Raw genomic sequence first — 23,618 nt, 5'->3', positions numbered from 1 at the left:
CCACTCTGCTGGTCGGTCGGTGATCTTCGCGCCCCTACCGGCGGGGAATGCCCCGCACGGGTGAGCCGTGCGGGGCCCGCTCTTGACCCCGAGGTCCGGGCGGAGCGGCTCCGCCCGGGGTGGGTTCAGTCGCCGGTCGCGCCGTCGATCCGCTCGCGGATGAGGTCCGCGTGGCCGTTGTGGCGGGCGTACTCCTCGATCATGTGGAGGTAGATCCAGCGGAGGTTGAAGGTCTCGCCGCTGCGGTGCTCGCCCACTCCGAGGTCGTCCAGGTCCCACCCGGCGGCCAGGGTGCGCGCGTGCGTGATCTCGGCCTGCCAGGTGGCGTGGGCCTTCTCGTAGGTGTCCTGGTCCGTGGCGTGGATGTCCCGGTCGCGGTCGGCCTCCGTGGAGTAGATCCACGGCGCCTTCTCGCCGGCCAGGACGTTGCGGAACCAGCCGCGCTCGACCTCGGCCATGTGCCGGACCAGGCCGAGGAGGTTGAGGTCCGACGGCGGGGCGGAGGGCGTGCGCAGCTGGGCGTCGTCGAGTCCCTCGCACTTCATCGCGAGGGTCACGCGGTGGAAGTCGAGCCACTGCTCCAGTGCCTCGCGCTCGCCCGTGGTGGTGGCCGGGTCGACGCGCGGGACGGATTCGGTGCGTTCGGTGGTCATGGGCGGCATCGTCTCCCATGATCGCGGACGGCGCCAGGGGTCAGGGCCGGGCGCCGAGCATGCCGCGCAGCAACTCGTCGAAGCCGGTGCGCAGTTCGGCGCGGCTCGGCACGGCCGCGTGGAAGGAGCCCGCGGCGCAGGAGAACATCAGCCCCTCGCTCCAGGCGATCAGGGACAGCGCGTGCCGCTCGGGCTCCGGCGATCCGGCCGCCGCCATCATCGCGATCAGCGGGGTGTGGAAGGCCGAGCCGGCCGAGTCGAAGAAGCTCCGCAGCTCGGGGCGGCGGGTCGCCTCCAGGGCCAGCTCGTAGCGGGAGAGCAGCAGGGAGCGGTGGTCGGTGAGGTAGCGGTGCAGGGAGCCGGCGAGCGCGTCGACGAGCGCCTCGCCGCCGCTCTCCGGGCCGGGCAGCTCGTGCGGGGTGAGGACCTCCGCCTCCCGCTGGACCTGGCGGCGTACGGCTGTCTCCAGGAGCGCCTGCCGGGTGCGGGCGTGGTTGGACGTCGACCCCTGGGGCAGCCCCGCGCAGGCGTCCACGGCGCGGTGGGTCAGGCCCCGCATCCCGCGCTCGACCAGGAGGGCGAGGGCGGCGTCGCCGATCCGTTCGGCGCGGGAGAGGGGGGACTCCGGGGCCGGGATACCGGCGGCGGCTGAGGTCATGGAGGACAACCTACTACCGGCCCCTACCACCCTTACTACAGCTGTAGTACGGTTCTGGCACCGGCTCACTACAGCTGTAGTGAGCCGGTGGTCGGTCCGCCCCAGCCGAGGAGCAGCCATGGAACAGCACCGAGCCGTCGTCGTCGGAGCCGGCATCGGCGGACTCACCGCCGCCGTCGCCCTGCACCGGCGGGGCTGGCGGGTCACCGTCCTCGAACGCGCCGCCGACCTCACCCCCGTCGGCGCGGGCATCGCCCTCGCCCCCAACGCGCAGCGCGCCCTCGACGTCATCGGCCTCGGCGACCAGGTCCGCGCGCTCTCCGCCTGGCAGGGCGACGGCGGCATGCGGACCCCCGGCGGCCGCTGGCTCGCCCGGACCGACGCCCAGGCCGCCGCCGCCCGCTTCGGCGGACCCCTCGTCCTCCTGCACCGCGCGACCCTCGTCGCCATCCTCGGCTCGGCCCTGCCCGACGGCGCCGTCCGCACCGGAGTCGCCGCCGCACTCGCCGACCCCGGCGACGACCACCGCCCCGCCCGCCTCTCCGTGACCGACGGCACCGGCGCCCCGGGCGCCCTGGAGGCCGAACTCGTCGTCGGCGCCGACGGCATCCGCTCGGGGATCCGCGCGGCGCTCTTCCCCGAGCACCCCGGCCCCCGCTACTCCGGCGCCACCACCTGGCGCGTCGTCGTCCCCGCCCCCGCCCGGCCCTTCGCCCCGCACGAGACCTGGGGCGCCGGCAGGCTGTGGGGCAGTCAGCCCCTCAAGGACGGCCGGGTCTACGCGTACGCCATGGCCGTCGCCCCCGCCGGCGCGCACGCCCCCGACGACGAGAAGGCCGAACTCCTCCGGCTCTTCGGGGACTGGCACCACCCCGTCCCGGAGATCCTCGCCGGCGTCACCCCCGACCGGATCCTGCGGCACGACGTCCACCACCTCCCCGACGCGCTGCCCGCCTTCCACCGGGGCCGGGTCGCCCTCCTCGGCGACGCCGCGCACGCGATGATGCCGAGCCTCGGCCAGGGCGGGAACCAGGCCGTCGAGGACGCCGTCGTCCTCGCCCACCACGCCGACACCGCCCCCGGCCTCGCGCCGGGCCGCGCACTCGCCGCGTACACCGCCGACCGGCTGCCGCGCACCACCGCCCTCGTCCGCAAGGCCGCGCGCACCGGCGCGCTCACCCTGCTCACCGCCCGCCCCGCCGTCGTCCTGCGCGACGCGGCCGTCACCGCCGTCTCCCGCTTCGGACCCGGCCTCGCCCTGCGCGGCTTCGACGGCATCTGCGACTGGAACCCGCCCGTCGCCCCGGAGCCTCCGGCGGACCGGGTGATCCGCCCCGCGTAAGCTGACCGGCGCGAACGGCCCTCAGGCCGGGGCCGGCGAACGACGACAAGGGAGACCCCGTGAAGGTTGGCTGCATCGGACTCGGCGACATCGCGCAGAAGGCCTACCTTCCCGTCCTCAGCACCCTCCCCGGGGTCGAGCTGCACCTCCAGACCCGCACCCCGGCGACCCTGGAGCGGGTGGCCGACAGCCTCCACCTGCCCGCCGGACAGCGCCACGCCGACCTCGACTCGCTGCTCTCCGCCGGGCTCGACGCGGCCTTCGTCCACGCCTCCACCGCCGCCCACGCCGAGATCGCCGGCCGGCTCCTCGAAGCCGGCGTCCCCACGTACGTCGACAAGCCCCTCGCGTACGAGTACGCCGACTCCGAGCGGATCGTGGAGCTCGCCGAGAAGCGCTCGGTCAGCCTCGCCGTCGGCTTCAACCGCCGCCTCGCCCCCGGCTACGCCCAGTGCCTCGACCACCCCCGCGAGCTGATCCTCCTCCAGAAGAACCGGATCGGCCTGCCCGAGGACCCCCGCACCCTCGTCCTCGACGACTTCATCCACGTCGTCGACACCCTGCGCTTCCTGCTGCCCGGCGACATCGAGCACGTCGACGTGCGCGCCCGGATCCGCGAGGGCCTCATGCACCACGTGGTGCTCCAGCTCTCCGGCGACGGCTTCACCGCCATCGGCATGATGAACCGGATGAACGGCTCTACCGAGGAGATCCTGGAGGTGTCGGGGCAGGACACCAAGCGCCAGGTCCTCAACCTCGCCGAGGTCGTCGACCACAAGGGGCAGCCCACCGTCCGCCGCCGCGGCGACTGGGTGCCCGTCGCCCGGCAGCGCGGCATCGAGCAGGCGGTCCTCGCCTTCCTCGACGCCGTACGGGAGGGCCGGACGCTCAGCGCCCGCGACGCCCTGCTCACCCACGAGCTCTGCGAGCGCGTCGTCCGCGAGGCGCTCGCCCAGGCGGGCTGAACGCCCCCGAGGCCCCGGCCGCCGCCACCCCGCCGACCACCACGAGCGCGCCGTACAACGGCCAGTCGCCCCACCGGGCGTAGAACGTCGTCGTTCCCGACAGCGGCAGCTCGCGCACGACCGCGGCGCTCGCGCCGGTGCCGAGCCCCGGGCCGATCCGCCGCCCGTCCGGACCGTACGCGGCGGTGATCCCGGTGAGCGTCGCGTGCACGACGGGCCGGCCCGTCTCCGCCGCCCGCAGCGCCCCGAGCGAGGCGTGCTGGGCGGGCGCCCAGCTGTCCTGGAAGGTGCTCGTCGAGGACTGCACGACCAGCAGACCGGCCCCGTCGCGTGCGAGGCGGCGGCTCATGTCGGGGAAGGCGGACTCGAAGCAGACGAGCGGCCCGACCCGGAGCGGCGACGTTCCGTCCTCGCGGGCGGGCAGGGTCATCACCACGGGCTCGGTCCCCCTCCGCCGGTCCTCCTCGGCCGCGCGCCCCGCGGACGTCACCCAGCCCAGGACCCCCCGCGCGGGGACGTACTCGCCGAAGGGGACGAGCCGCATCTTGTCGTACCGATCCCCCGTGAGGCCGGCCGGGCCGACCAGGACGGCGCTCTTGTAGATGCCGGGCCGGTCGGCGCCCCGCGCGTCCACGTTCACCAGGAGCGGTGCGCCGACCGCCCGGGACAGCGCGGTGAGCCGGGCCGCCAGCGCCGGGTCACCCGTCGGATCGGCACCCACCCCGCTCTCGCCCCACACGACCAGGTCGGTTCGCCGGTCGGCCAGCGAGCGGGTCAGCTCCTCGGCCCGGGCGAGGCGCCGCCCGGGCCCGTCGGGCCCCTCGAAGACCCCCGGCTGGACGAGACCGACCCGGACCGTCCCGCTCTGCCGCGGGACCGGGACGCCCCAGGCCGCCGTCCCGAGGACCAGGGCGCAGGCGGCGATCCCGGCGACCCCCACGAGACGCGGCCCGGGCGCCGCCACGAGCAGGACCACGGCCGTGTTCACCGCCACCACCAGCAGGCTCACCAGCCAGACCCCGCCGACCGAGGCGAGCCGCAGCGCCGCCGCGACCTGCCACTGGCTCGCCCCGAGGAGCCCCCACGGCCCGCCGAGCCCCTCCCAGGAGCGGGCCAGCTCCACCAGGAGCCACCCGGAGGGCACCGCGAGCAGCGCCACGGACGCGCGGAGCGGCGACGGGGTGCCGCCGAGCAGCGCCCGCACGAGCCACCCCCAGGGCAGCCACAGCAGGCCGAGCAGCGCGGCGAGCGGGAGCAGGAACACGTGCAGGCTCGGCAGCAGCCAGTGGTGCATCGCCAGCATGAACCCCATGCCGCCGAACCAGCCGTCGAGACCGGCGCGCCGGGCCCCCGGGGCGGTGCGGATCAGCAGCATCCACGGCACGAGCGCCAGGTACGCCCACCACCAGAGCCCGGGCGCCGGGAAGGCGAACACGGGCAGGGCGCCGCAGCCGGCGGCGAGCGCGGAGCGCCCGACCCCGCGCCCGGCGCGCCGAGGGGCGCGGGAGGGTTCGGCACCGCGTTCGCGGCGGCGGATCACGAACGGACCGCGCATGACGTGCCTCCCGTCGGTGCCTCCAGTGTCCGCGACGCTCCGGTGCCGGGGTGAGCGGCGACGGCGTCGGTGTCCGCGACGCTCCGGTGCCGGGGTCAGCCGTGACGGCGCCAGCGTTCGTCGACGACGACCGAGGTGAGCCGCCAGCCGTCCGCGGTGCGGCGCGCCGCGAAGGCGTAGCGCCCGCCGCAGACGAAGTCCTCACCCGAGGCGAAGCGCATCGGGTTGACGTAGTCGGCGCCGATGTCGGCCCCGTCCCCGTCCTCCGGGTAGCCGCCCGGCTCCCGGAACCGCACGCGCCGGTTCACGATGAGGTGCTGGCGTACGGGAAACAGGGGCAGGGTCGAGGCGAGCCACTCGGCGACCTCCGCCGCCGGGCCCTCGATCCCGCCCGAGCCGCGGTAGTCGGCCCTGCCGTCCGGGGCGAACAGGCCCCGGTAGGCGCTCCAGTCGCCCTCGTCCACGGCCGCCGCGTAGCCGGTGATCAGGTCGTCGAGGGCGAATCGGTCCATCACGGTCGCGAGGTCCACGCGCTGCGTCATCGGCTCAGTGTCGGGCAGCACGCGCCAGGGGCCAAGGCCCGTGCGCGCCGGATGTGCGCGGGCGCCGGTCATACTGGCCCCCATGCGCGTGAACATCGATCCCGAACTGACCGACCGCACGTCCTTCTACCGGCTGCTGACCGCCACCGTCGTGCCCCGGCCCATCGCCTGGGTGTCCACGTCCTCGGCCGACGGGACGGACAACCTCGCCCCGCACTCCTTCTTCACCATCTCCTCCGTGGCCCCGCCGGTCGTCCAGTTCACCTCGGTCGGGCGCAAGGACTCCCTGCGCAACGTGGAGGAGACGGGGGAGTTCGTGGTGAACCTCGCCCCCGAGGGGCTCTTCGAGCGGATCAACGCCACGGCGACGGACTTCCCGCGCGGGGTGAGCGAGTTCGACGCGTGCGGCATCGAGCGGGAGCCGAGCCTGCGGGTGAAGCCGCCTCGGGTCGCCCAGTCGCCGGTGGCCCTGGAGTGCGAGCTGCACAGCACGCTGCGGATCGGCGACTCCACCGTCGTGTTCGGCCGGGTCGTGCACGCGGCGGTCGACGCGTCGGTGATGGCCGACGGCCACCCCGAGATCACGCTGATGCGCCCGCTGACCCGGCTCGGCAAGAACGAGTGGGGCACCCTGGGCGGCATCGAGGAGATCGCCAGGGTGCCCTACCGGGACTGAACCCGCGTCAGCCCGCCGACTCGCCGGCGTGCGGGCTCAGCACGCCGGCCGAGACCAGCACGATGAGCAGGATGCCGAGCAGGATCCGGTAGATCACGAACGGCATGAAGGACTTCGTGGTGATGAACTTCATGAACCACGCGATCACCGCGTAACCGACGGCGAACGCGACGATCGTGGCGAAGAGCGTCGGGCCCCAGGAGATGTGGCCGCTCTCGCTCGCGTCCTTGAGCTCGAACACGCCCGAGGCCAGCACGGCCGGGATCGCGAGCAGGAAGGAGTACCGGGCCGCCGCCTCACGGGTGTAGCCCATGAACAGACCGCCGGAGATCGTCGCCCCGGACCGGGAGACGCCCGGGATCAGGGCCATCGCCTGGCAGACGCCGTAGATCAGGCCGTCCTTCACGCTGAGGTCCTTGAGCGTCTTGCGCTCCCGCGCCGCGCGGTGCCGGCCGCCCGCCTCGTCGCGGGCGGCGAGCCGGTCGGCGATGCCCAGGACGACGCCCATCACGATCAGGGTGGTCGCCGTGATCCGCAGATCGCGGAAGGGGCCCTCGATCTGGTCCTTGAGCGTGACGCCGAGGACACCGATCGGGATCGAGCCGACGATCACCAGCCAGCCCATCTGGGCGTCGTGGTCGGAGCGCATCGACTTGTCGACGAGCGAGCGGAACCAGGCCGAGACGATCCGCGCGATGTCCTTGCGGAAGTAGATCAGGACCGCGGTCTCCGTACCGATCTGCGTGATCGCGGTGAAGGCCGCACCCGGGTCCTCCCAGCCCGCGAAGGCCGCCGTGAGGCGGAGGTGCGCGCTGGAGGAGATGGGAAGGAACTCCGTCAGCCCCTGGACGAGACCCAGGATGAACGATTCGAACCAACTCATGGGGCTAGGGCCGTCCCGTTATGTACGTGTGCGGTCAGAAGGTCGTGCGCAGCGTACATGCCCAAGATGACGGGCCCATGCCGAGGCGGTGGTACCGGCGGCCGCGAGGACACCCCCTAGGAGGCGACCGGCTCCCGCGCCGGCCCGGGCTCCGGGGCCGGGGCCGCCGCGACGGCCCGCAGGCCGTGCCGCTTGCGCCAGGCCACCACGCCCGCGCCGAGGCCCGAAAGGACGATGAACCCCGCCGAGAAGAGGAACGCCGGCGAGCCCGGCTCACCGGCCCGCGCGCCCGCCACCACGTACGCCGCCGTGTTCGGCAGGGAACCGAGGGCCGTCGCGAGCAGGAACGGCACGTACCCCATCCGGGAGACCGCTGCGCAGTAGTTGGCCGCCGCGAACGGCACCCCGGGGAACAGCCGGATCGCCAGCATCGAACGGAACCCGTGCCGGCTCAGCTGCCCGTCCGCCGCCGTCAGCCAGCGCCCGCGGACCAGCGGCCGCAGCGCGTCCTGCCCCAGGAACCGGCCGAGGGTGAACGCGATGCCCGCGCCGAGGACCGTCCCCGCGACCGCCCCCGTCAGGCCAGCACCCGCGCCGAAGAGCGCCCCCGCGGCCAGGTTGAGCACCGGACGCGGGACGAAGGCCGCGGCGCACACCCCGTACGCGAGTCCGAAGAGCAGCACCGCGTCGGCGCCGCTCGTGTGAGGCGGCCAGCCCGAGGCGAGCATCCGCTGCGGCTCGTACAGCACCACGAGGGTGGCGGCCGTGAGCAGCAGCACGGCGAGCAGCGAGAGCCGCGAGCGCGGGGAGAGCAGGGCCCGGGAGCAGCGGACCGCGAAGGAGCCCGGCGGCCGGGGCACGGGAGCGAGCATTCGGGGAGAGTAACGGACACGTCGGTAGGAGCGCCGTAATGTGCGTCATGTCCGTCCGGGCGCGCACCCCGAGCGCGCCGCGACCGAGAGGGCCCCATGACCGACACCCCGCCGGCCGCGAGCGCCGCATGACGGGCTTCCCGCCGGCCGCGAGCGCCGCATGACCGGCTCCCCGCCGCCCGCGAGCGCCCTCGCCGACACCGTCCTGGAGCGGCTCACCACCGTCTACCCCCCGGCGGGCAACCCCTTCCGGGCTCAGGAGATGGTCGCGTACATGAAGGGCGCGGCCCCCTTCCTCGGCATCCGCACGCCCGAGCGCCGCGCCCTGTCCCGCACCGTCCTCGACGGCACCGCGCGACCGGACGAGACCGACTGCACGGCGATCGCCCTGCGCTGCTTCGCCCTGCCCGAGCGTGAGTACCACTACTTCGCCGTCGACTACCTGCGGCGGCACGTGAAGCGCTGCTCCTCCGGCTTCCTGCCGGTCGCCCGACGGCTCGTCACCACCGTGTCCTGGTGGGACACCGTCGACCACCTCGCCGCCCATGTGGTCGGCGGGCTCGTCGCGGCCGACCCCGCGCTCGCCGCCGAGATGGACGTCTGGATCGACGACGAGGACCTGTGGGTCGCCCGCACCGCCCTCCTCCACCAGCTCCGCTTCAAGGAAGCCACCGACGCCGACCGGCTCTTCTCCTACTGCCTGCGTCGCTCGGCCCACCCCGACTTCTTCATCCGCAAGGCCATCGGCTGGAGCCTGCGCGAGTACGGCAAGACGGCCCCCGCCGAAGTCCGGGCCTTCGTCGCGGGCCACGGCTCCCGGCTCTCCCCGCTCTCCGTCCGCGAGGCCCTCAAGAACCTCGGGACGGCACAATGAGGGCGTGAACGAGCACATCCCCGTCATCCGCGAGGTCGACCAGGGCACCGCCCGCCTCCTGCCCGACGTGGACCGGGAGCGGGCCTGGCTGCTCACGGTCGACGGCGCGCCCCAGTCGTACGTCGACCTGGACGATCCCGCGTACCTGGAGTTCGAGTACGCGCGGCGCCTCGCCCACGTCGTCGACGGCGCCGCCGAGCCGGGCGCGCCCCTCGACGTGCTGCACCTGGGCGGCGGGGCGCTCTCGCTGCCCCGGTACGTCGCGGTCACCCGGCCCGGCTCCCGTCAGGACGTCGTCGAGGCGGACCGGGGGCTGCTCGCCCTGGTCGAGGAGCACCTGCCGCTCCCCGACGGCTCGGGGACCACCGTGCACGGCGCGGACGCCCGCACCTGGCTGGAGGAGGCACCGGACGCCTCGGCCGATCTGATCGTGGGCGACGTCTTCGGCGGCTCGCGCGTGCCCGCGCACCTGACCTCCGTCGAGTACGCGCGCGAGGTCCGGCGCGTGCTGCGTCCCGGCGGGCTCTACGCCGCCAATCTGGCCGACGGGGCGCCCTTCCCGTTCCTCCGCTCCCAGCTCGCCACCTTCGCTGCCGTCTTCCCGGAGCTGGCGCTCGTCGCCGAGCCCGCCGTGCTGCGCGGCCGCCGCTTCGGGAACGCGGTCCTGGTCGCCTCCGGCCGGGACATCGACATCGCCCACCTGGCGCGCCGCGTGGCGGCCGACGTCTTCCCCGCGCGCGTGGAGCACGGGCAGACGCTCGACCGCTTCACCGCGGGCGCGGCACCGGTGCTCGACACCGGGGCCGTCCCGTCACCCGTTCCGCCGGAGGGCGCCTTCGGCATCGGCTGAGGAGGCCGGGACGTCCCCGGGGCCGGCGGGATCCACGGCCTCCGTGGCCGGGCCGCCCGCGACCTCCCTGGTGTGCGGGCGCCGCGTCAGGTTCCGTACGTCCGGCACGAGGAGGACGAGCGCGGTGACCAGGACCATCAGCGCCGCCGCGCCCCACAGTGCCTCGCTCCGGCCGAACGCGCTCTCCGCCGGGCCCGCGAGGGCCGTGGACAGCGGCAGCAGCGCCGTCGAGCCGAACCAGTCGTACGCGGAGACCCGGGACAGCTTCTCCTCCGGGATCTCCTGGTGCATGGTCGTCATCCACGAGACGCCGAAGACCTCGATCGCCACCCCGCTGACGAACATCGCCGCGGTCAGTCCCGCCGCGTCGAGCGGCACCGCGAGCGCCGCCGAGGGCAGCGCGATCGGGAAGACGCACAGGGTTCCGACGAACAGCATCCGGCGCGGTTTCCACCGGGTCATCAGGACGGCGCCGGCGACCGTGCCCGCTCCGTACGCGGCGAGCGCGATGCCCCACGGGCGGGCTCCGCCGAGCTCGTCCCGGGCGACCAGCGGCCCGAACACCGACTCGACGGCGCCGATCAGCCCGACCACCACGGAGAACTGGGCGACGATCGACCACAGCCAGGGCCGGCCGACGAACTCCTGCCAGCCCTCGCGCAGATCCGCGAAGAGCCCGCCGCCGGGAGCGCGGTCCGGGGCGCCGCTCACGTCGAGGAAGGCCCGCAGACCGCCGGCGACGGCGAAGGCGACCGCGTCGATCGCGAGCACCCAGCCGGGGCCGACGAACGCCACGAGCGCGCCGCCGAGTGCGGCTCCGCCGATGGCGGCGCCGTGCATCGCCATCCGGAAGACGGCGAAGGCGCGGCTCGCCTGCTCCCCGCTGACGCTGGCCATGAGCATGCCCTCGGCCGCCGGGTTGAAGAAGGCCTGACCGGTGCCGCACAGCGCGGTGAGCACCATCATCTGCCAGATGCGGGCCTCGCCGGAGATCACGAGGACGGCGAAGGCGGCCTGTGAGACGCAGTTGAGGGCGTTGGCGGCCACCATCACCCGGTGCCGGGGCACCCGGTCGGCCACCGCGCCGCCGATGAGGAGGAAGAGGACCAGGGGCAGGAACCGCGCCATGGCCACGAGGCCCACGTCGCCCGCGTCGCCGCCGGAGTCGAAGACCGCCCAGGTGGTGGCGATCAGCGCGCCGTGCGTGCCGAGGTTGGTCACGATCGTGGCGGCGGTGAGCAGGAGGTAGTTGCGGCCCGCCCACTCGGGGCGGCGGGAGCGGTGCGGGGCCTGGCGGGGGGAGGCGGCGGGTGTGGTCACCCCGGGACTATCCCTGGCTCCTCGCCGTACTGCCAACCCGATAATCCGGACGGCCCGTCAGACCGACCGCCGGGACTTGTCGGACCGGCCACCGGGGACCCGTCGGACCGGCCACCGGGATCGGTCAGGCCGGCCACCGGGATCCGTCAGGGCCGGGCCCGGTGGCCGGAGGAGGGTCAGGCGGAGGGAGCGAGCCGGACCGTGGAGAGGATCTGCCGGATCGTCGCGTCGGGCAGCTCGTCCTTGACCCCGTCGGCCCCGTAGAGCACCCAGGTCGAGAAGTCGCCGGCGCCGTTCTTGAAGGTGAAGGCGAAGGACTTGCCGTCCGTCTCGCACTTGTTGCGCTTCTTCACGCCCGGCGCGGTGGCGGTCACGAGGCTGCCCTCGAGACCGGACTTCGTCTTGTACGGCACGGCCTTGGCGATCTTGATCGTGCTCTGCGGCATGTGCTGGGCGTAGCCGCCCCACACCCAGGTGCCGGCCTCGCCGCGCGCGGCGGACGCGGTGTCCTTGGCTCCCTGGCCGCCCTTGGTCCCGGCGGTGGCCAGGCCCCAGGTCTCCTCGGTGCCGTTCTTGTCGACGTCGTACGTGCACCACTTGCCCTTGAGGCGCGTGGGACCCGACATCGTGACCAGCGGGCTGCCGTCGTTCTTCTTCTCGTCCTCGAAGAAGGTGATCGAGCCCGGCTTCAGGACCTCCCACTCCGGCGGTACGTCGAAGAGGGTGCCGTACTTCGGGTTGTAGACGACCTTCCAGCCGGGGATCGTCGGCTGCTGCGCCGCGCCGTCGCGCGGGTTGGCGATCCCGGAGGACTGGCTCGGCGCGGGCGCCGGGTCGGAGCTGGGCGCCCCGGACGCGGTGGCCGTGACGGACGGCTTGGGGTCGTCGGCGACGTCCTTCTTGTCGTCGTCCTTGCCGAGCACCAGGAATCCGGTGACGCCGGCCGCGACGACCACGGCGGTGGCGGCGACGATCGCCACGAGCGTCGTCTGCTTCTTCTTCCCGCCGTCGGGCCCGCCGGGCTGTCCCGGGCCGGGCACCGCGTACTGCTGCGGCACGGTCGGCTGCTGGTACGGGTTGGGGTAACCCGGCTGCTGGCCGTACCCCTGCTGGGGATAGCCGGGCTGCGTGGGCGGCTGCTGCGGGTACCCCGGCTGCGGGGCCTGCTGCTGCGGATAGCCGGGCTGTGTCGGCGGCTGCTGCGGGTACCCGGGCTGGGCAGGCGGCTGCTGATACGGGTTCGGCTGCTGGTACCCCGACTGCTGGTAGGGGTTCTGACTCTGGTCCTGCGGGTTCTGCTCGCCCCCGGGCGGCTGCTGTCCTGGCCACATGGCCAGTAACCATAGAGGTGCGGAGGCCGCTCGACCACGCCCGCCCCCGCTCCGGGGCGGGGAGGGGGATGGCCAAGGCTGCTACTGGTGGGTAACATCACGGTCCATGAGCGCAGACCAGATGTCCGTCGGCGAGATGCTCGCCGCCACGGTCCCCATGGCCGGAACCCTGAACCTCGAGTTCCTGGAGACCACCGCCGAGCGCGCCGTCGTGCGCCTCCCGGACCAGGCCGCCTACCACAACCACCTCGGCGGCCCGCACGCCGGAGCGATGTTCACGCTCGCCGAGTCCGCCAGCGGCGCCATCGTGCTCGCCGCCTTCGGCGACCAGCTGGGCCGCGCCGTCCCGCTCGCCGTCAAGGCCGAGATCGGCTACAAGAAGCTCGCCATGGGCGTCGTCACGGCCACCGCCACCCTCGGCCGCCCCGCCGCCGAGGTCGTCGCCGAACTGGACGCCGGCGAGCGCCCCGAGTTCCCGGTGCGGATCGACATCACCCGCGAGGACGGCGCCGTCACCGGCGAGATGACCGTCGTGTGGACCCTGCGCCCGAACGCCTGACCCGGGACGCCGCGCACCGCCCCCGCACCCGATCCGGGTGCGGGGGCGGCCGTGTCCCCGGGGGCGGCTCGCGGATTCGTGGTCCGTCGGCCCGGACCGGGTAGGCTTCCCCGGCATGCCCGCCGACCTGCGTGCCGGGCCATCGAGCAGCTGATCAGCCGACACGGGAGGAACCGCGTTGCACGTCCAGGAATGGCTGGAGACGATCCCCGCGGTCGCCGTCTACGTCCTCGTGGGAGTGGTGATCGGCCTGGAGAGCCTGGGCATCCCGCTCCCCGGCGAGATCGTGCTCGTGAGCTCGGCGCTGCTCGCCTCGCAGCACGGCGACATCAACCCGTACGTGCTCGGGGCCTGCGCCACCGCCGGCGCGATCATCGGCGACTCGATCGGTTACGCGATCGGACGCAAGGGCGGGCGGCCGCTGCTCGCCTGGCTGGGCCGGAAGTTCCCGAAGCACTTCAGCGAGGCGAACATCGGGCTCGCCGAGAGCTCCTTCCAGAAGTGGGGCATGTGGGCGGTCTTCTTCGGCCGCTTCATCGCCCTCCTCCGGATCTTCGCGGGGCCGCTCGCCGGCGTGCTGCACATGCCGTACTGGAAGTTCCTCGTCGCCAACGTCCTCGGCGGCATCCTGTGGGCCGGCGGCACCACGGCCGTCATCTACACCGTCGGCGTCGTCGCCGAGGCCTGGCTCAAGCGCTTCTCCTGGCTGGGTCTCGTCCTCGCCGTGCTGATCGGCATCGCCTCGATGCTGGTGGTCAAGAACCGCGCCAAGAAGGCGGCGGCGCAGCGGGCCGAGGCGCCGGAGCCGGTCCCGGCGGCGGACTGAGCGCGGACCGCGCGCGTACGTGAGGGAGGGCGGCACCCGGGAAGGGGCGCCGCCCTCCCTCACGCGGTCTCAGGCCCCGAAGGCCTCGGCGTGACCCTTGGCCAGGTGCAGGTACATCTCGGCGTTCAGCCGGATGCCCGCCTGCTCCTCCTCGGTCAGCGGGCGGCGCACCTTCGCGGGCACGCCGGCGACCAGCGAGCCGGGCGGGACCTCCATCCCCTGGGGGACGAGCGCCTGGGCGGCGACGAGCGAGCCGGCGCCGATCCGGGCCCCGTTGAGGACCGTCGCGCCCATGCCGACGAGCACGTCGTCCTCGATGACGCAGCCGTGCACGGTCGCGTTGTGGCCGACGGTCACCCGGTCCCCGATGGAGACGGGGAAGCCGGGGTCGACGTGGACCGTGCAGTTGTCCTGGATGTTGGCGTCCTCGCCGATCGCGATCGGACCGCAGTCCGCGCGCAGCACGGCGTGGTACCAGACACTGGCGCGGGCGCCGAGCGTGACCTCGCCGAGCACCACGGAGGTCGGGGCGGTGAAGGCGGTCGGGTCGATCTGCGGCTCCTTGCCGCCCACTCCCTTGATCAACGCCTCTGTCATGGTTCGCTCCTGATCGTCAGCCGTCGTGTCACGCCCGGGGGTGCTCCCCGGGCGCAGCCTATGCCGTGCTCATGACGGACATCACAGCGCACCGCAGTGATCAGGCACGACGGCGCCGACTACGGTGGCCGGGTGCCCAGGAACAGAAACACGTTCTCCTCCCTCGCGGCCTGGCGGCGCCGGGTCCTCGCCCGAGCCGTGCAGGGCGGCTGGCGCTGGGTGCAGCAGGCCGGCTCCGTCACCGCCGAACACCCCGGCAAGCTGCGCTTCCGCCGCCTCGGCGCGGGCACCCGGCTCGCCTTCCCGCAGGGCACGGTCTTCGGCGAGCGGTGGATCGAGATCGGCGAGTGCTGCATCATCGCCGAACAGGTCACGCTGACCGCCGGGATGCTCCCCGACCTCGACCTGGGGACGGACACGGTCCTGACGCTCGGGGACGGCGTGGTCCTCGGGCGGGGCAGCCACGTCATCGCCGACGCGAAGGTGACGATCGGCTCGGACACGTACTGCGGTCCGTACGTCTACATCACCTCGACGAACCACAGCTACGACGACCCGGACGAGCCCGTCGGCAGGCAGTGGCCCCGCTCGGAACCGGTCTCCATCGGTCCCGGCTGCTGGCTCGGCACCGGCGCGGTGATCCTGCCCGGCGCGCGCCTCGGCCGCAACGTCGTCGTCGCCGCGGGCGCGGTGGTGCGCGGGGAGGTGCCGGACCACTCGGTCGTCGCGGGCGCCCCGGCGAAGGTCGTCCGCAGCTGGACGCGCGAGGACGGCTGGCAGCCCCCGCTCCGCACCCCGGCCCCGGTGCCGATCCCGGAACACGTCACCCCGGAGCAGCTGGCCGCGCTGGCGGCCTGGGAGGCGCACCGCGCCGGCGACTCCGAGTCCGTGCCGTCCTGACCCGGGCGCCCCGGGGTCGCCAAGGGGCCTGACGATCGGCGGGACGGGCCCTACCCCGTCGCCAGGAGGACCGTGCCCACCAGGGCGAGGCCGGCGCCCGCCGCCTGGACGCCGCGCAGGCGTTCCTTGAGGACGCCCCGTGCCGCGAGCGCCGTGACGACCGGGTAGAGGCTGGCGAGGACGGCGGCGACGGTGACCGGTCCCTGCTGTGCGGCGATCGCGTACGTGCCGTTGGCGGCCACGTCCGCGAGGCCCACGAAGGCGAGGGCCGGGAGCGCGGCCCGGACGGCCCCGGCCCCGCCCTCCGGGAGCGCGGCGCCGCCGCGCCGCACCGAGGCGTACAGGGCGCCGCCGCCGACCGCGACGTTGGTGACGCGCTGGACGAAAAGGGCGAGGAACAGACCCGTGACGGTCGTGGACGCCTCCGCGATGAGCGCCATCACGGAGCCGAACCCGAAGGCCGCGACCAGGGTCAGCAGGACCGCCTGGCGCTGGACGGGCGCCCCGCGCAGCTCCGGTCCGCCGGCGAGCACCACGCCGAGGATCGCCACCGCGATCCCGGCGAACTGGAGCAGCCCCGGCCGGTCGCCGACGAGCAGGCCGACGGAGACGGGGACGACGACTCCGAGGGAGCCGAGCGGGGAGACGACCCCCATGGGGCCGAGCGCGAGCGCCTTGTAGAAGGCGAGCATGGCCGCCGGGCCGACGACGCCCGCCCCGACCGCGTACCAGAGCTGCGGTCCCGCCTCCGTCCACGCGCCGGTGGCGAGGACGACCGTGCCGAGGACGAGGACCGCGAGCGTCTGGGAGACCACGACCACGGTGAGGGCGGGGATCCGCCGGGTGAGGAGCCCGCCCCCGAAGTCGGCGAGGCCCCACAGGAGAGCGGTGGCCAGGGCGAACAGGGCGGTCATCGATCCTCGCAGGGGGCGTGCGGCAGTACAGTGCAGTGAACCATCGGGTGCACCCCACCGTAGTTCAGTGCATTGAACTCTGTCATCCAGAATATTGGACGGAACGTGTCGGACCTCGACCAGCTCACGCAGTCGCTCGCCCGGAACCTGAAGCGCTGGCGCAAGGAGCGGGGCCTCACCCTGGACGCGCTCGCCGCGCGCGCGGGCGTCAGCCGCGGAATGATCATCCAGATCGAGCAGGCCAGGACCAACCCCAGCGTCGGCACCACCGTGAAGCTGGCCGACGCGCTCGGCGTCTCCATCACGACCCTCCTCGACTACGAGCAGGGCCCCCAGGTCCGGCTCGTGCCGCCCGGCCAGGCCGTCCGCATGTGGTCCACCTCCACCGGCAGCCACACCACGCTCCTGGTCGGCACCGAGGCCCGCGGACCGCTGGAGCTCTGGTCCTGGACCCTCATGCCGGGCGACGGCAGCGCCTCCGACCCGCACCCCGAGGGCACGGTCGAGCTGCTGCACGTCACCGCCGGGACGCTCACCCTGGTCGTGGACGGCGAGGACCACCCGCTGCCCGCCGGCACCTCCGCCGTCTTCGAGGCGAACGTGGCGCACAGCTACCGCAACGACGGCGACGAACCCGCCGAGATGACGATGGCCGTCTCCATCCCGCCCGTGCGCTGACGTCCGCCCGCCGGGACGGACCGACGTGCGCTGACGTCCGCCCGCCGGGACGGACCGACGTGCGCTGACGTCCGCCCGCCGAGACGGAACGACCCGCGCCCGGCGGCGGTTGTTAGCGTGAGGGGCATGCGCGCACCCATCGGAGACTTCGACGACGCCAGGCCCGCCCCCGACTGCCTCGACCTGCTGACCGGACCCGTCGCGGACGCCGTCCGCGCCTGGAGCGGGCCCGTCCCGGCCGACCGCCTCGTGTACGTGGACACCGACCCGGCCATCGCCGACACGGCCGTCTTCGTGGAGCACCACGGGCCCGCGCTCCTCGACGCGTCCGCCAACTGCGTGGTCGTCGCGGGCAAGCGCGGTGAGACGACCACGCTCGCCGCCTGCCTCGTGAAGTCGGCGACCCGGGTCGACGTCAACGGCGTCGTCCGCAAGCGTCTCGGCGCCCGCAAGGCCTCGTTCGCCCCGATGGACACCGCGACCGGCGAGACCGGCATGGAGTACGGCGGGATCACCCCCATCGGCCTCCCCGCCGACTGGCCCCTCCTCGTCGACGCCGCCGTCGTCGACATGGAGTGGGTCCTCGTCGGCAGCGGCCGCCGCCGGGGCAAGCTCATCGTCCCCGGCAAGGCCTTCGCCCAACTCCCCGGCGCCGTCGTCCTGGAGGGCCTCGGCGTCCCGGCCGGCTGAGGACGCCGGCCCCGCGCACGGCCCCGTACCGGCTCAGCCCAGTCGCGGGATCTCGATCGCGGGGCAGCGGTCCATGACCATGTCCAGGCCCGCCTCGCGGGTGCGGGCGAACGCGTCCTCGTCGATGACGTCCAGCTGGAACCAGACCGCCTTGGCGCCGATCGCGACGGCCTCGTCCGCGACGGCGCCCGCCAGCTCGCTGTTCACGAAGACGTCGACGACGTCCACCGGGAACGGGATGTCGGCCAGCGAGGCGTAGCCCCGCTCGCCGTGCACCGTCTCCGCCTTGGGGTGGACCGGGACGATCCGCTTGCCGAAGCGCTGGAGGACCGCCGCCACCCCGTACGCGGCACGGGCCTGGTTCGTCGAGAGACCCACCACCGCCCAGGTGTCGCCCGTCGACGTCAGGATCCGCCGCACCGCCTCCGACGCCGAGTACGCGCCGGAGTCCGTGGTCGTGGTGTCTACGCTCATCGCTTCTGCTGCCTCTCGTCGGCGCGGCCCGTCCCCCAGGAGAACGAGCCGCGCCGGGCCGTGATTCCCGTCCGCGGGGATCCGCGCGCCCCAGGGGCGGATCAGCCCTCCCACGCCCGCCGTTCGGCCTCCCGCGGCGCCTCGGCCAGGGACGGCAGGCCCGGGCCGAAGGTCATCACCGGACGGGCCCGGTCCCACCGGCGCCAGCCCGGGTCGCCGGTGCGCGCGAACGCCACCCAGGCCGCGTGCATGGCCGTGGCCAGGTCCTGGGGAGCGTCCGGGCCCGTCAGCGCCCGCGTCTCCGGCAGACCGAGCGTGTCGAAGACGAAGCCGAGTTCGAGCGCGTGGCAGGCGCGGAGGCCGAGGACGGGGGAGGGCCAGCCGAACTCGTACAGATACGTCGCCGCCGCCCCGCCGGTGTGCAGCCGCGCGTCCGCGAACATGTTGAGCGGGACCCTCAGCAGCTTGTCCGCCGCGATGGCGCCCAGGACCTCGCCCGGCTTCTCCTGCGGCCGGCCCTCGCGGTACACCTTCGCCACACGGGGCGGTATCCGCCCCTTCCGGAGCAGCAGCCGCTGCGCCAGGGACCCCACCCGGTCGATGTGCCCGCCCGGCACGAACCACAGCCGGTACTCGTCCGTGTTCGTGCCCATCAGCAGCTCCACGTCCGCCGAAGCACCGTCCGCGAGCAGGTCCCCCGGGTGGTCCGGCAGGACGTCGCCGTCCACGACGATGTGGAAGGCGTGCCCGCTGAGCACCGGATTGCCCTTGGCCGTCACCGCGGTCTGCGCGGCGAGCAGCCGCTCCGGGTCCACGCCGGCGAACGCCTCCGCCGTCGCCGGCACCTTGAGCCGCGCGGCGATCGCCTCCGTCGTCCGCCGTGCCACGTCGAGCGACCGGGCGCTCGGCGCCCCGCTCTGGAGCACGGCCCGCCGGAACAGGCCCTTCGCGAGCGGTGAGGCCATCAGGGCGGCGATCGAGATCGCACCGGCCGACTCGCCGAACACGGTGACCCGCTCCGGGTCCCCGCCGAAGGCCGCGATGTTCTCCCGTACCCAGGTCAGCGCGGCGATCTGGTCGCGCAGGCCGAGATTGGCGGGCGCGTCGGGGAAGACCCCGAACCCCTCGATGCCGAGACGGTAGTTGACGGAGACGAGCACCACGCCGTCCCGGGCGAAGGCGGTGCCGTCGTAGACGGGGACCGCCGAGGAGCCGTGGACCAGCGACCCGCCGTGGATCCAGACCATGACGGCCCGCCCGCCGCCGCGGGGACCGTACGCGCCGGGACCGTCCTCGCCGGGACCGGCGGCCGGCCACGGGGCCCACACGTTGAGGTTGAGGCAGTCCTCGCCCCCGACCTCCGGGTCGGGGAGCAGCGCGTCGAGCGGCGGGGCGTACGGGCGCTTGGGCGCCGTCGGCCCGAAGGCCGTGGCCGCCCGCACCCCTTCCCAGTCCTGCGCCGGCTCCGGCGCGCGGAACCGCAGCGCCCCGACGGGGGCCCGCGCGTACGGCACCCCGAGGAACGCCGCCACGCCGTCCTTCAGGCCGCCGCGCAGAACGCCGTTCCGCGTGCGGACCCCGGGACCGTCCTGGACGTGTTCCGCGACGTACTCCGACATCGATTCACCTTCCTCGGGCGGACGGTGACGCACCGTCCGGATGATGGGGCCGGGGCGGCGCCTCCGGTCAACCCCGCGACACCAGCGCGCGCTTGAGGACCTTGCCCGTCGGGCCGAGCGGCAACTCCTCGACGAACCGCACGATCCGGGGGTACTTGTGGCGGCCGAGCCGCTCCCGCGCCCACTCCACGAGCTCCTCCCCGGAGAGCGGGGCCGCGCCCTCCCGGCGGACCACCACCGCGCAGACCTCCTCGCCCCTCGCCTCGTCGGGGACGCCGATCACCGCCACCTCCGAGACCGACGGGTGGCGCACCAGGACCTCCTCGACCTCGCGCGGGTAGATGTTGTAGCCGCCCCGGATGACCAGGTCCTTCTTCCGGTCCACGATCCGCAGGAAGCCGTCCCCGTCCCGGACGCCCAGGTCGCCCGTGCGGAACCAGCCGTCCACGACCGCCGCCGCGGTCGCCGCCGGGTCGTCGAGGTACCCGGCGAAGACGTTGTGCCCGCGCACCACCACCTCACCGACCTCACCGTCCGCGAGCAGCCGGATCCCGCCTTCGACCGCCGCGTCCGCCACGCCCACCTCGACGCCCCACACCGGGTGCCCGACCGTCCCCGGCCTGCGGCCGATGTGCGGCTGGTTGAAGGTCGCGACCGGCGAGGTCTCCGTCAGGCCGTACCCCTCGAGGACCTGGGTGCCGAAGGCCTCCTCGAAGCGCTCCAGGACCGCTACCGGCAGCGCCGCACCGCCCGACACGGCCGCCCGCAGCGCCTCCGGACGCCGCTCGGAGCCCGCCGCCGCCTCCACGAGGGCGTGGTACATCGTCGGCACCCCCATGAAGACCGTCACGCCCTCGTCGACGAGCACCCGGAGGGCCGCGGGACCGCTGAAGCGGGGCAACAGGACGAGCGTCGCGCCCTGGCGGAGCGTCCCGTTCATGGCGCAGGTCTGCCCGTAGCTGTGGAAGAGCGGCAGACAGCCCAGGACCACGTCGCCCGCGCCGAGGCCCAGCAGGTCCTGCGAGGTCACCGACGCGTTCATCACGATGTTCAGATGGGTGAGCAGCGCGCCCTTGGGGCGGCCCGTCGTCCCGCTCGTGTAGAGGATCACGGCCGTGTCCGAGGCCTCGGCCGGCTCGGCCGCCGCCAGCGGCTCCGCGCCCGACGGCGCCCCCTGGAAGGCGCGCACCCCGGCCGCCCGCGCGGCCTCGTCGGCCACCGCCCACAGGGGCCCGCCGCTGACGATGCCGACCGCGCCGCTGTGCTCCAGGACGTACCGCACCTCGTCGGCGACGAGCAGCGCGTGCACCGGCACGACCGTCGCGCCCGCCGCCAGAGCCCCGTAGTACACACGGAGGAACTCCGTCGAGTTCGGCAGCAGCACGGCCAGCCGGTCGCCGGGCTCGACTCCGGCCTCCCGCAGCCCGGCGGCGCAGCGCAGCGCCTCCGTCCACAGCTCCCGGTAGGTGAGCCGGGTCGCGCCCTCGACGACCGCGATCCGGTCGGGGAAGTGGCGGGCGGACTCGCCCAGCACGCCGGCGACGCTCAGTGACATGACACGCTCCAGGGACACGGAGGCGACAGCGAGGTGACGGCGCTGTCGACGATCGGCTGACTCCGCACAGAATCCTGCGCGGGGCCGCCCGGACGCCATGTGCAGCTGCCCATCATGCGGGCGGCTGGGCTGGGCAGCGGCCCCGTCGCGCCGCCCGCCCCGTGGCAATCGCCAAATCCCGGCGCTACCGTGCGGGGCATGACGCACAGCTCGGCCGCGCCCGGCGAGCCCGGCGGGGCCCGCTCCGGCGGCACCCACACCCCGCTCAGCGGCGCGGGCGGCTCCGGCGGCACCCACACCCCGCTCAGCGGCGCGGGCGGCTCCGGGGCGCTCCGCCGCTCCCTCGCCACCGCGATGCTCGCCGACGTCGGCCGGCTCACCGACCGCGCCGTCGACGACATCCGCGCCCACTCCGGTACGTACGCCTCCGGAGCGCCCGTCACCCGCGAGGACCTCTGGGAGATCTGCCGGGACAACCTCCTGCGGGCCCTGGAGGACTTCGGCGGCCTCGCCCCGACCGGTGGCGACTTCGAGCGCGCGGCCCGCGAGACCGGCCGCCGCCGCGCCGAGCAGGGCGTCCCCCTCGACACCGTGCTCCAGGCCTACCGGCGCGGTGGCCGGGTGCTGTGGCAGGTCATGGCCGAGCACCTCCGGGTCAGGGCCGGGCGGGCCTCCGACAGCCGCGACCTCGAACTCGACATGGCAGGCGGGGTCTGGGAGACCATCGACCGCTACTCGGTCGCCATGGCCGACGCGTACCGGATCGCGCAACTGGAACTGCAGAGCCGCCAGGACACCCGGCGCGCCGCCCTCTTCGAGGCCCTCCTCGACGGCCGCGCCGACGACCCCGCCGTGGCGTCCGCGGCGGCGGCGGCGCTCGGCGTCCCCGCCGTCGACCGCTACGTCGTCGTGGTCGCCGCGCAGGACCCGGCGGCCCCGCCGCATCCCGCGCCCGCCCTGGAGGCCCAGGGCATGTGGTCCTTCTGGCGGCCCCGCTCCGGCCGCTACGCCGGCGTCGTCCGGCTGCCCCGCCGCCTCGCCCCCGCCGCACGGCCGGCGGCCGGCGGCGGCGACGACCCGGCCGTGCGGACCCTCCTGGCCGCCCTGCGGGAGCGGACCGGCGCCACCGCCGGGGTCTCCCCGGAGTTCGAGCGCCTCTCCCACGCCGGGCGCGCCCTCCGGCTCGCCGAACAGACCCTCCGCACCCTGCCCGCCGGCAGCGGCGAGGCGGCCGTCTTCGACGACCGGCTCGCCGAGGTGCTGCTCAGCGGGCGCGCCGACATCGCCGAGCGGATCGTCACCGTCCACCTCGGTCCGGTGCTCGCCACCGGCGGCGAGCGCGCCGTGCTCCTCTCGACGCTCCGGGTCTGGCTCGACCACGGCTGCTCGGCCTCCCGTGCCGCCGAGCGGCTCTACTGCCACCGCAACACCGTCCTCAACCGCATCGGCCGCGTCGCGGAGCTCACCGGTCGCTCCGCCGAGTCCGGCGAGGCCCGCCTCGGCTGGGCCCTGGCGCTCCGCGCCCTCCCGTACGCGGAACCGGGGCCCGGGGGGACCGCCCCCGAGGCGGGCGACCTCGCCCCGGCCGTGGTGGAGCCACCGGAGAGGGCCGGTCCGGACGGAACGTAGGCTGGTCGGATGCAGGAGCAGTACCGCACCCTCGCCCGCGAGGGCGTGCACGAGACCGAGATCAACCGCTCGCGCTTCCTCTGCGCCCTCGCGCCCGTCGCCGACGAGCGGGAGGCGCAGGAGTTCGTCGCGCGGATCCGCAGGGAGCACCCGACCGCCTCCCACAACTGCTTCGCGTACGTCCTCGGCGCCGACGCCTCCGTGCAGAAGGCGAGCGACGACGGCGAACCCGGCGGCACGGCCGGCGTCCCGATGCTCCAGATGCTGCTGCGCCGCGAGATGCGGTACGTCGCCGCCGTCGTCACCCGCTACTACGGCGGTGTGAAGCTCGGCGCGGGCGGTCTGATCCGCGCGTACGGAGGGGTGGTCGGCGAGGCGCTCGACGCGCTCGGCACCGTCACCCGGCAGCGTTTCCGGCTCGCCACCGTCACCGTCGACCACCAGCGCGCGGGCAAGCTGGAGAACGACCTGCGGGCCACCGGCCGCGCGGTCCGCGAGGTGCGCTACGCCGACGCCGTCACGATCGAGATCGGTCTGCCGGACGCGGACGTCCCCGCCTTCCGCGGCTGGCTCGCCGACGCCACGGCGGGCACGGCCTCCGTCGAACTCGGCGGCGAGGCGTACGGGGACGCGTGACCGGCCGGGGGAGCCGACGG

The 23,618-nt window shown here is 74.5% G+C and carries 25 protein-coding genes; 12 read left to right on the top strand and 13 right to left on the bottom strand.

Annotation, left to right across the window (positions count from 1 at the left end; translation table 11 throughout):
- Positions 1-125: 125 nt before the first annotated feature.
- Entirely contained in the window at positions 126-653 is a 528-nt protein-coding gene (locus tag ABTY59_RS31040; RefSeq protein ID WP_352022401.1) for a DinB family protein, read from the bottom strand.
- 40 nt (positions 654-693) lie between these two features.
- Positions 694-1,311, bottom strand: a complete 618-nt coding sequence (locus tag ABTY59_RS31035; RefSeq protein ID WP_352022400.1) for a TetR/AcrR family transcriptional regulator — start codon at positions 1,309-1,311, stop codon at positions 694-696.
- 118 nt (positions 1,312-1,429) lie between these two features.
- Between ABTY59_RS31035 and ABTY59_RS31030 the strand changes: the two genes are divergently transcribed.
- Together ABTY59_RS31030 and ABTY59_RS31025 are read left to right on the top strand one after the other, a co-directional pair.
- Positions 1,430-2,653 (top strand): FAD-dependent monooxygenase, encoded by a 1,224-nt coding sequence (locus ABTY59_RS31030; protein ID WP_352022399.1) that lies wholly within the window; start codon positions 1,430-1,432, stop codon positions 2,651-2,653.
- Between the two features lie 59 nt (positions 2,654-2,712).
- Entirely contained in the window at positions 2,713-3,618 is a 906-nt protein-coding gene (locus ABTY59_RS31025; protein WP_352022398.1) for a Gfo/Idh/MocA family protein, read from the top strand.
- On the opposite strand, the gene lnt is transcribed toward ABTY59_RS31025, so the two are convergent.
- Together lnt and ABTY59_RS31015 are read right to left on the bottom strand one after the other, a co-directional pair.
- Positions 3,563-5,173 carry an apolipoprotein N-acyltransferase gene (lnt, locus tag ABTY59_RS31020; RefSeq protein WP_352022397.1) on the bottom strand — a complete coding sequence of 537 codons (1,611 nt, stop codon included), beginning with the start codon at positions 5,171-5,173 and terminating at the stop codon, positions 3,563-3,565. The two genes, ABTY59_RS31025 and lnt, sit on opposite strands and share 56 nt — an antisense overlap.
- Before the next feature lie 95 nt (positions 5,174-5,268).
- Positions 5,269-5,715, bottom strand: coding sequence for a nuclear transport factor 2 family protein (locus ABTY59_RS31015; protein ID WP_352022396.1), 447 nt, complete (start codon positions 5,713-5,715; stop codon positions 5,269-5,271).
- A gap of 82 nt (positions 5,716-5,797) precedes the next feature.
- Between ABTY59_RS31015 and ABTY59_RS31010 the strand changes: the two genes are divergently transcribed.
- The gene (locus ABTY59_RS31010; RefSeq protein ID WP_352022395.1) at positions 5,798-6,391 is read left to right on the top strand and encodes a flavin reductase family protein; all 594 of its coding nucleotides are present in this window, start codon (positions 5,798-5,800) and stop codon (positions 6,389-6,391) included.
- A gap of 7 nt (positions 6,392-6,398) precedes the next feature.
- On the opposite strand, the gene ABTY59_RS31005 is transcribed toward ABTY59_RS31010, so the two are convergent.
- Together ABTY59_RS31005 and ABTY59_RS31000 are read right to left on the bottom strand one after the other, a co-directional pair.
- The gene (locus ABTY59_RS31005; protein ID WP_352022394.1) at positions 6,399-7,274 is read right to left on the bottom strand and encodes an undecaprenyl-diphosphate phosphatase; all 876 of its coding nucleotides are present in this window, start codon (positions 7,272-7,274) and stop codon (positions 6,399-6,401) included.
- 116 nt (positions 7,275-7,390) lie between these two features.
- Positions 7,391-8,146 (bottom strand): TVP38/TMEM64 family protein, encoded by a 756-nt coding sequence (locus ABTY59_RS31000; protein ID WP_352022393.1) that lies wholly within the window; start codon positions 8,144-8,146, stop codon positions 7,391-7,393.
- A 160-nt stretch (positions 8,147-8,306) separates the two neighbouring features.
- Here ABTY59_RS31000 and ABTY59_RS30995 point away from each other — a divergent pair, with 160 nt between their 5' ends.
- Positions 8,307-9,020, top strand: a complete 714-nt coding sequence (locus tag ABTY59_RS30995) for a DNA alkylation repair protein (protein ID WP_352022392.1) — start codon at positions 8,307-8,309, stop codon at positions 9,018-9,020.
- Between the two features lie 4 nt (positions 9,021-9,024).
- Entirely contained in the window at positions 9,025-9,870 is an 846-nt protein-coding gene (locus ABTY59_RS30990; RefSeq protein WP_352022391.1) for a spermidine synthase, read from the top strand.
- On the opposite strand, the gene ABTY59_RS30985 is transcribed toward ABTY59_RS30990, so the two are convergent.
- Positions 9,832-11,190: an MFS transporter gene (locus ABTY59_RS30985; protein ID WP_352022390.1), complete on the bottom strand. Its 1,359-nt coding sequence runs from the start codon at positions 11,188-11,190 to the stop codon at positions 9,832-9,834. The two genes, ABTY59_RS30990 and ABTY59_RS30985, sit on opposite strands and share 39 nt — an antisense overlap.
- Positions 11,191-11,366: 176 nt before the next feature.
- Positions 11,367-12,521, bottom strand: coding sequence for a DUF8017 domain-containing protein (locus ABTY59_RS30980; protein ID WP_352022389.1), 1,155 nt, complete (start codon positions 12,519-12,521; stop codon positions 11,367-11,369).
- Positions 12,522-12,642: 121 nt separating this feature from the next.
- On the opposite strand from ABTY59_RS30980, the gene ABTY59_RS30975 reads away from it, so the two are divergent.
- Positions 12,643-13,080, top strand: coding sequence for a DUF4442 domain-containing protein (locus ABTY59_RS30975; RefSeq protein WP_352022423.1), 438 nt, complete (start codon positions 12,643-12,645; stop codon positions 13,078-13,080).
- Between the two features lie 178 nt (positions 13,081-13,258).
- Positions 13,259-13,906, top strand: coding sequence for a DedA family protein (locus ABTY59_RS30970; protein WP_352022388.1), 648 nt, complete (start codon positions 13,259-13,261; stop codon positions 13,904-13,906).
- Between the two features lie 69 nt (positions 13,907-13,975).
- Here the strand turns inward: ABTY59_RS30970 and ABTY59_RS30965 are convergent, their stop codons facing one another.
- Positions 13,976-14,503: a gamma carbonic anhydrase family protein gene (locus tag ABTY59_RS30965; RefSeq protein WP_352022387.1), complete on the bottom strand. Its 528-nt coding sequence runs from the start codon at positions 14,501-14,503 to the stop codon at positions 13,976-13,978.
- A 132-nt stretch (positions 14,504-14,635) separates the two neighbouring features.
- On the opposite strand from ABTY59_RS30965, the gene ABTY59_RS30960 reads away from it, so the two are divergent.
- Positions 14,636-15,403, top strand: a complete 768-nt coding sequence (locus ABTY59_RS30960; protein ID WP_352022386.1) for an acyltransferase — start codon at positions 14,636-14,638, stop codon at positions 15,401-15,403.
- A 50-nt stretch (positions 15,404-15,453) separates the two neighbouring features.
- Here the strand turns inward: ABTY59_RS30960 and ABTY59_RS30955 are convergent, their stop codons facing one another.
- Positions 15,454-16,317: an EamA family transporter gene (locus ABTY59_RS30955; protein WP_352022385.1), complete on the bottom strand. Its 864-nt coding sequence runs from the start codon at positions 16,315-16,317 to the stop codon at positions 15,454-15,456.
- A gap of 105 nt (positions 16,318-16,422) precedes the next feature.
- On the opposite strand from ABTY59_RS30955, the gene ABTY59_RS30950 reads away from it, so the two are divergent.
- Positions 16,423-16,995: a helix-turn-helix domain-containing protein gene (locus tag ABTY59_RS30950; RefSeq protein WP_352022384.1), complete on the top strand. Its 573-nt coding sequence runs from the start codon at positions 16,423-16,425 to the stop codon at positions 16,993-16,995.
- A gap of 126 nt (positions 16,996-17,121) precedes the next feature.
- Complete coding sequence (locus ABTY59_RS30945) at positions 17,122-17,685, top strand: YbaK/EbsC family protein (RefSeq protein ID WP_352022383.1); 564 nt, start codon at positions 17,122-17,124, stop codon at positions 17,683-17,685.
- A gap of 33 nt (positions 17,686-17,718) precedes the next feature.
- Here ABTY59_RS30945 and ABTY59_RS30940 read toward each other — a convergent pair whose 3' ends face one another.
- The 3 genes from ABTY59_RS30940 to ABTY59_RS30930 form a co-directional block, all read right to left on the bottom strand.
- A complete protein-coding gene (locus tag ABTY59_RS30940) occupies positions 17,719-18,159 on the bottom strand; it encodes a CoA-binding protein (RefSeq protein WP_352022382.1) in 441 nt (146 codons plus the stop codon).
- Between the two features lie 101 nt (positions 18,160-18,260).
- The gene (locus ABTY59_RS30935; protein WP_352022381.1) at positions 18,261-19,778 is read right to left on the bottom strand and encodes a carboxylesterase/lipase family protein; all 1,518 of its coding nucleotides are present in this window, start codon (positions 19,776-19,778) and stop codon (positions 18,261-18,263) included.
- Between the two features lie 67 nt (positions 19,779-19,845).
- Complete coding sequence (locus ABTY59_RS30930; protein ID WP_352022380.1) at positions 19,846-21,333, bottom strand: long-chain-fatty-acid--CoA ligase; 1,488 nt, start codon at positions 21,331-21,333, stop codon at positions 19,846-19,848.
- 198 nt (positions 21,334-21,531) lie between these two features.
- Here ABTY59_RS30930 and ABTY59_RS30925 point away from each other — a divergent pair, with 198 nt between their 5' ends.
- Positions 21,532-22,962 carry a PucR family transcriptional regulator gene (locus tag ABTY59_RS30925; protein WP_352022379.1) on the top strand — a complete coding sequence of 477 codons (1,431 nt, stop codon included), beginning with the start codon at positions 21,532-21,534 and terminating at the stop codon, positions 22,960-22,962.
- A gap of 9 nt (positions 22,963-22,971) precedes the next feature.
- Positions 22,972-23,598, top strand: a complete 627-nt coding sequence (locus ABTY59_RS30920) for a YigZ family protein (RefSeq protein ID WP_352022378.1) — start codon at positions 22,972-22,974, stop codon at positions 23,596-23,598.
- Positions 23,599-23,618: the final 20 nt, after the last annotated feature.

The sequence above is a fragment of the Streptomyces sp. NPDC096079 genome (assembly GCF_040303145.1).
In the GTDB taxonomy this organism is placed as follows: domain Bacteria; phylum Actinomycetota; class Actinomycetes; order Streptomycetales; family Streptomycetaceae; genus Streptomyces.
The sequence above is the reverse complement of the archived record's forward strand: the minus strand, read 5'-3'. Positions and strand labels throughout refer to the sequence as shown.

Coding starts and splice junctions, on each gene's coding strand:
- ABTY59_RS31040 (WP_352022401.1), bottom strand. CDS start 653: ATGACCACCGAACGCACCGAATCCGTCCCGCGCGTCGACCCGGCCACC.
- ABTY59_RS31035 (WP_352022400.1), bottom strand. CDS start 1,311: ATGACCTCAGCCGCCGCCGGTATCCCGGCCCCGGAGTCCCCCCTCTCC.
- ABTY59_RS31030 (WP_352022399.1), top strand. CDS start 1,430: ATGGAACAGCACCGAGCCGTCGTCGTCGGAGCCGGCATCGGCGGACTC.
- lnt (WP_352022397.1), bottom strand. CDS start 5,173: ATGCGCGGTCCGTTCGTGATCCGCCGCCGCGAACGCGGTGCCGAACCC.
- ABTY59_RS31015 (WP_352022396.1), bottom strand. CDS start 5,715: ATGACGCAGCGCGTGGACCTCGCGACCGTGATGGACCGATTCGCCCTC.
- ABTY59_RS31010 (WP_352022395.1), top strand. CDS start 5,798: ATGCGCGTGAACATCGATCCCGAACTGACCGACCGCACGTCCTTCTAC.
- ABTY59_RS31005 (WP_352022394.1), bottom strand. CDS start 7,274: ATGAGTTGGTTCGAATCGTTCATCCTGGGTCTCGTCCAGGGGCTGACG.
- ABTY59_RS31000 (WP_352022393.1), bottom strand. CDS start 8,146: ATGCTCGCTCCCGTGCCCCGGCCGCCGGGCTCCTTCGCGGTCCGCTGC.
- ABTY59_RS30995 (WP_352022392.1), top strand. CDS start 8,307: ATGACCGGCTCCCCGCCGCCCGCGAGCGCCCTCGCCGACACCGTCCTG.
- ABTY59_RS30980 (WP_352022389.1), bottom strand. CDS start 12,521: ATGTGGCCAGGACAGCAGCCGCCCGGGGGCGAGCAGAACCCGCAGGAC.
- ABTY59_RS30975 (WP_352022423.1), top strand. CDS start 12,643: ATGTCCGTCGGCGAGATGCTCGCCGCCACGGTCCCCATGGCCGGAACC.
- ABTY59_RS30965 (WP_352022387.1), bottom strand. CDS start 14,503: ATGACAGAGGCGTTGATCAAGGGAGTGGGCGGCAAGGAGCCGCAGATC.
- ABTY59_RS30955 (WP_352022385.1), bottom strand. CDS start 16,317: ATGACCGCCCTGTTCGCCCTGGCCACCGCTCTCCTGTGGGGCCTCGCC.
- ABTY59_RS30945 (WP_352022383.1), top strand. CDS start 17,122: ATGCGCGCACCCATCGGAGACTTCGACGACGCCAGGCCCGCCCCCGAC.
- ABTY59_RS30940 (WP_352022382.1), bottom strand. CDS start 18,159: ATGAGCGTAGACACCACGACCACGGACTCCGGCGCGTACTCGGCGTCG.
- ABTY59_RS30935 (WP_352022381.1), bottom strand. CDS start 19,778: ATGTCGGAGTACGTCGCGGAACACGTCCAGGACGGTCCCGGGGTCCGC.
- ABTY59_RS30930 (WP_352022380.1), bottom strand. CDS start 21,333: ATGTCACTGAGCGTCGCCGGCGTGCTGGGCGAGTCCGCCCGCCACTTC.
- ABTY59_RS30925 (WP_352022379.1), top strand. CDS start 21,532: ATGACGCACAGCTCGGCCGCGCCCGGCGAGCCCGGCGGGGCCCGCTCC.
- ABTY59_RS30920 (WP_352022378.1), top strand. CDS start 22,972: ATGCAGGAGCAGTACCGCACCCTCGCCCGCGAGGGCGTGCACGAGACC.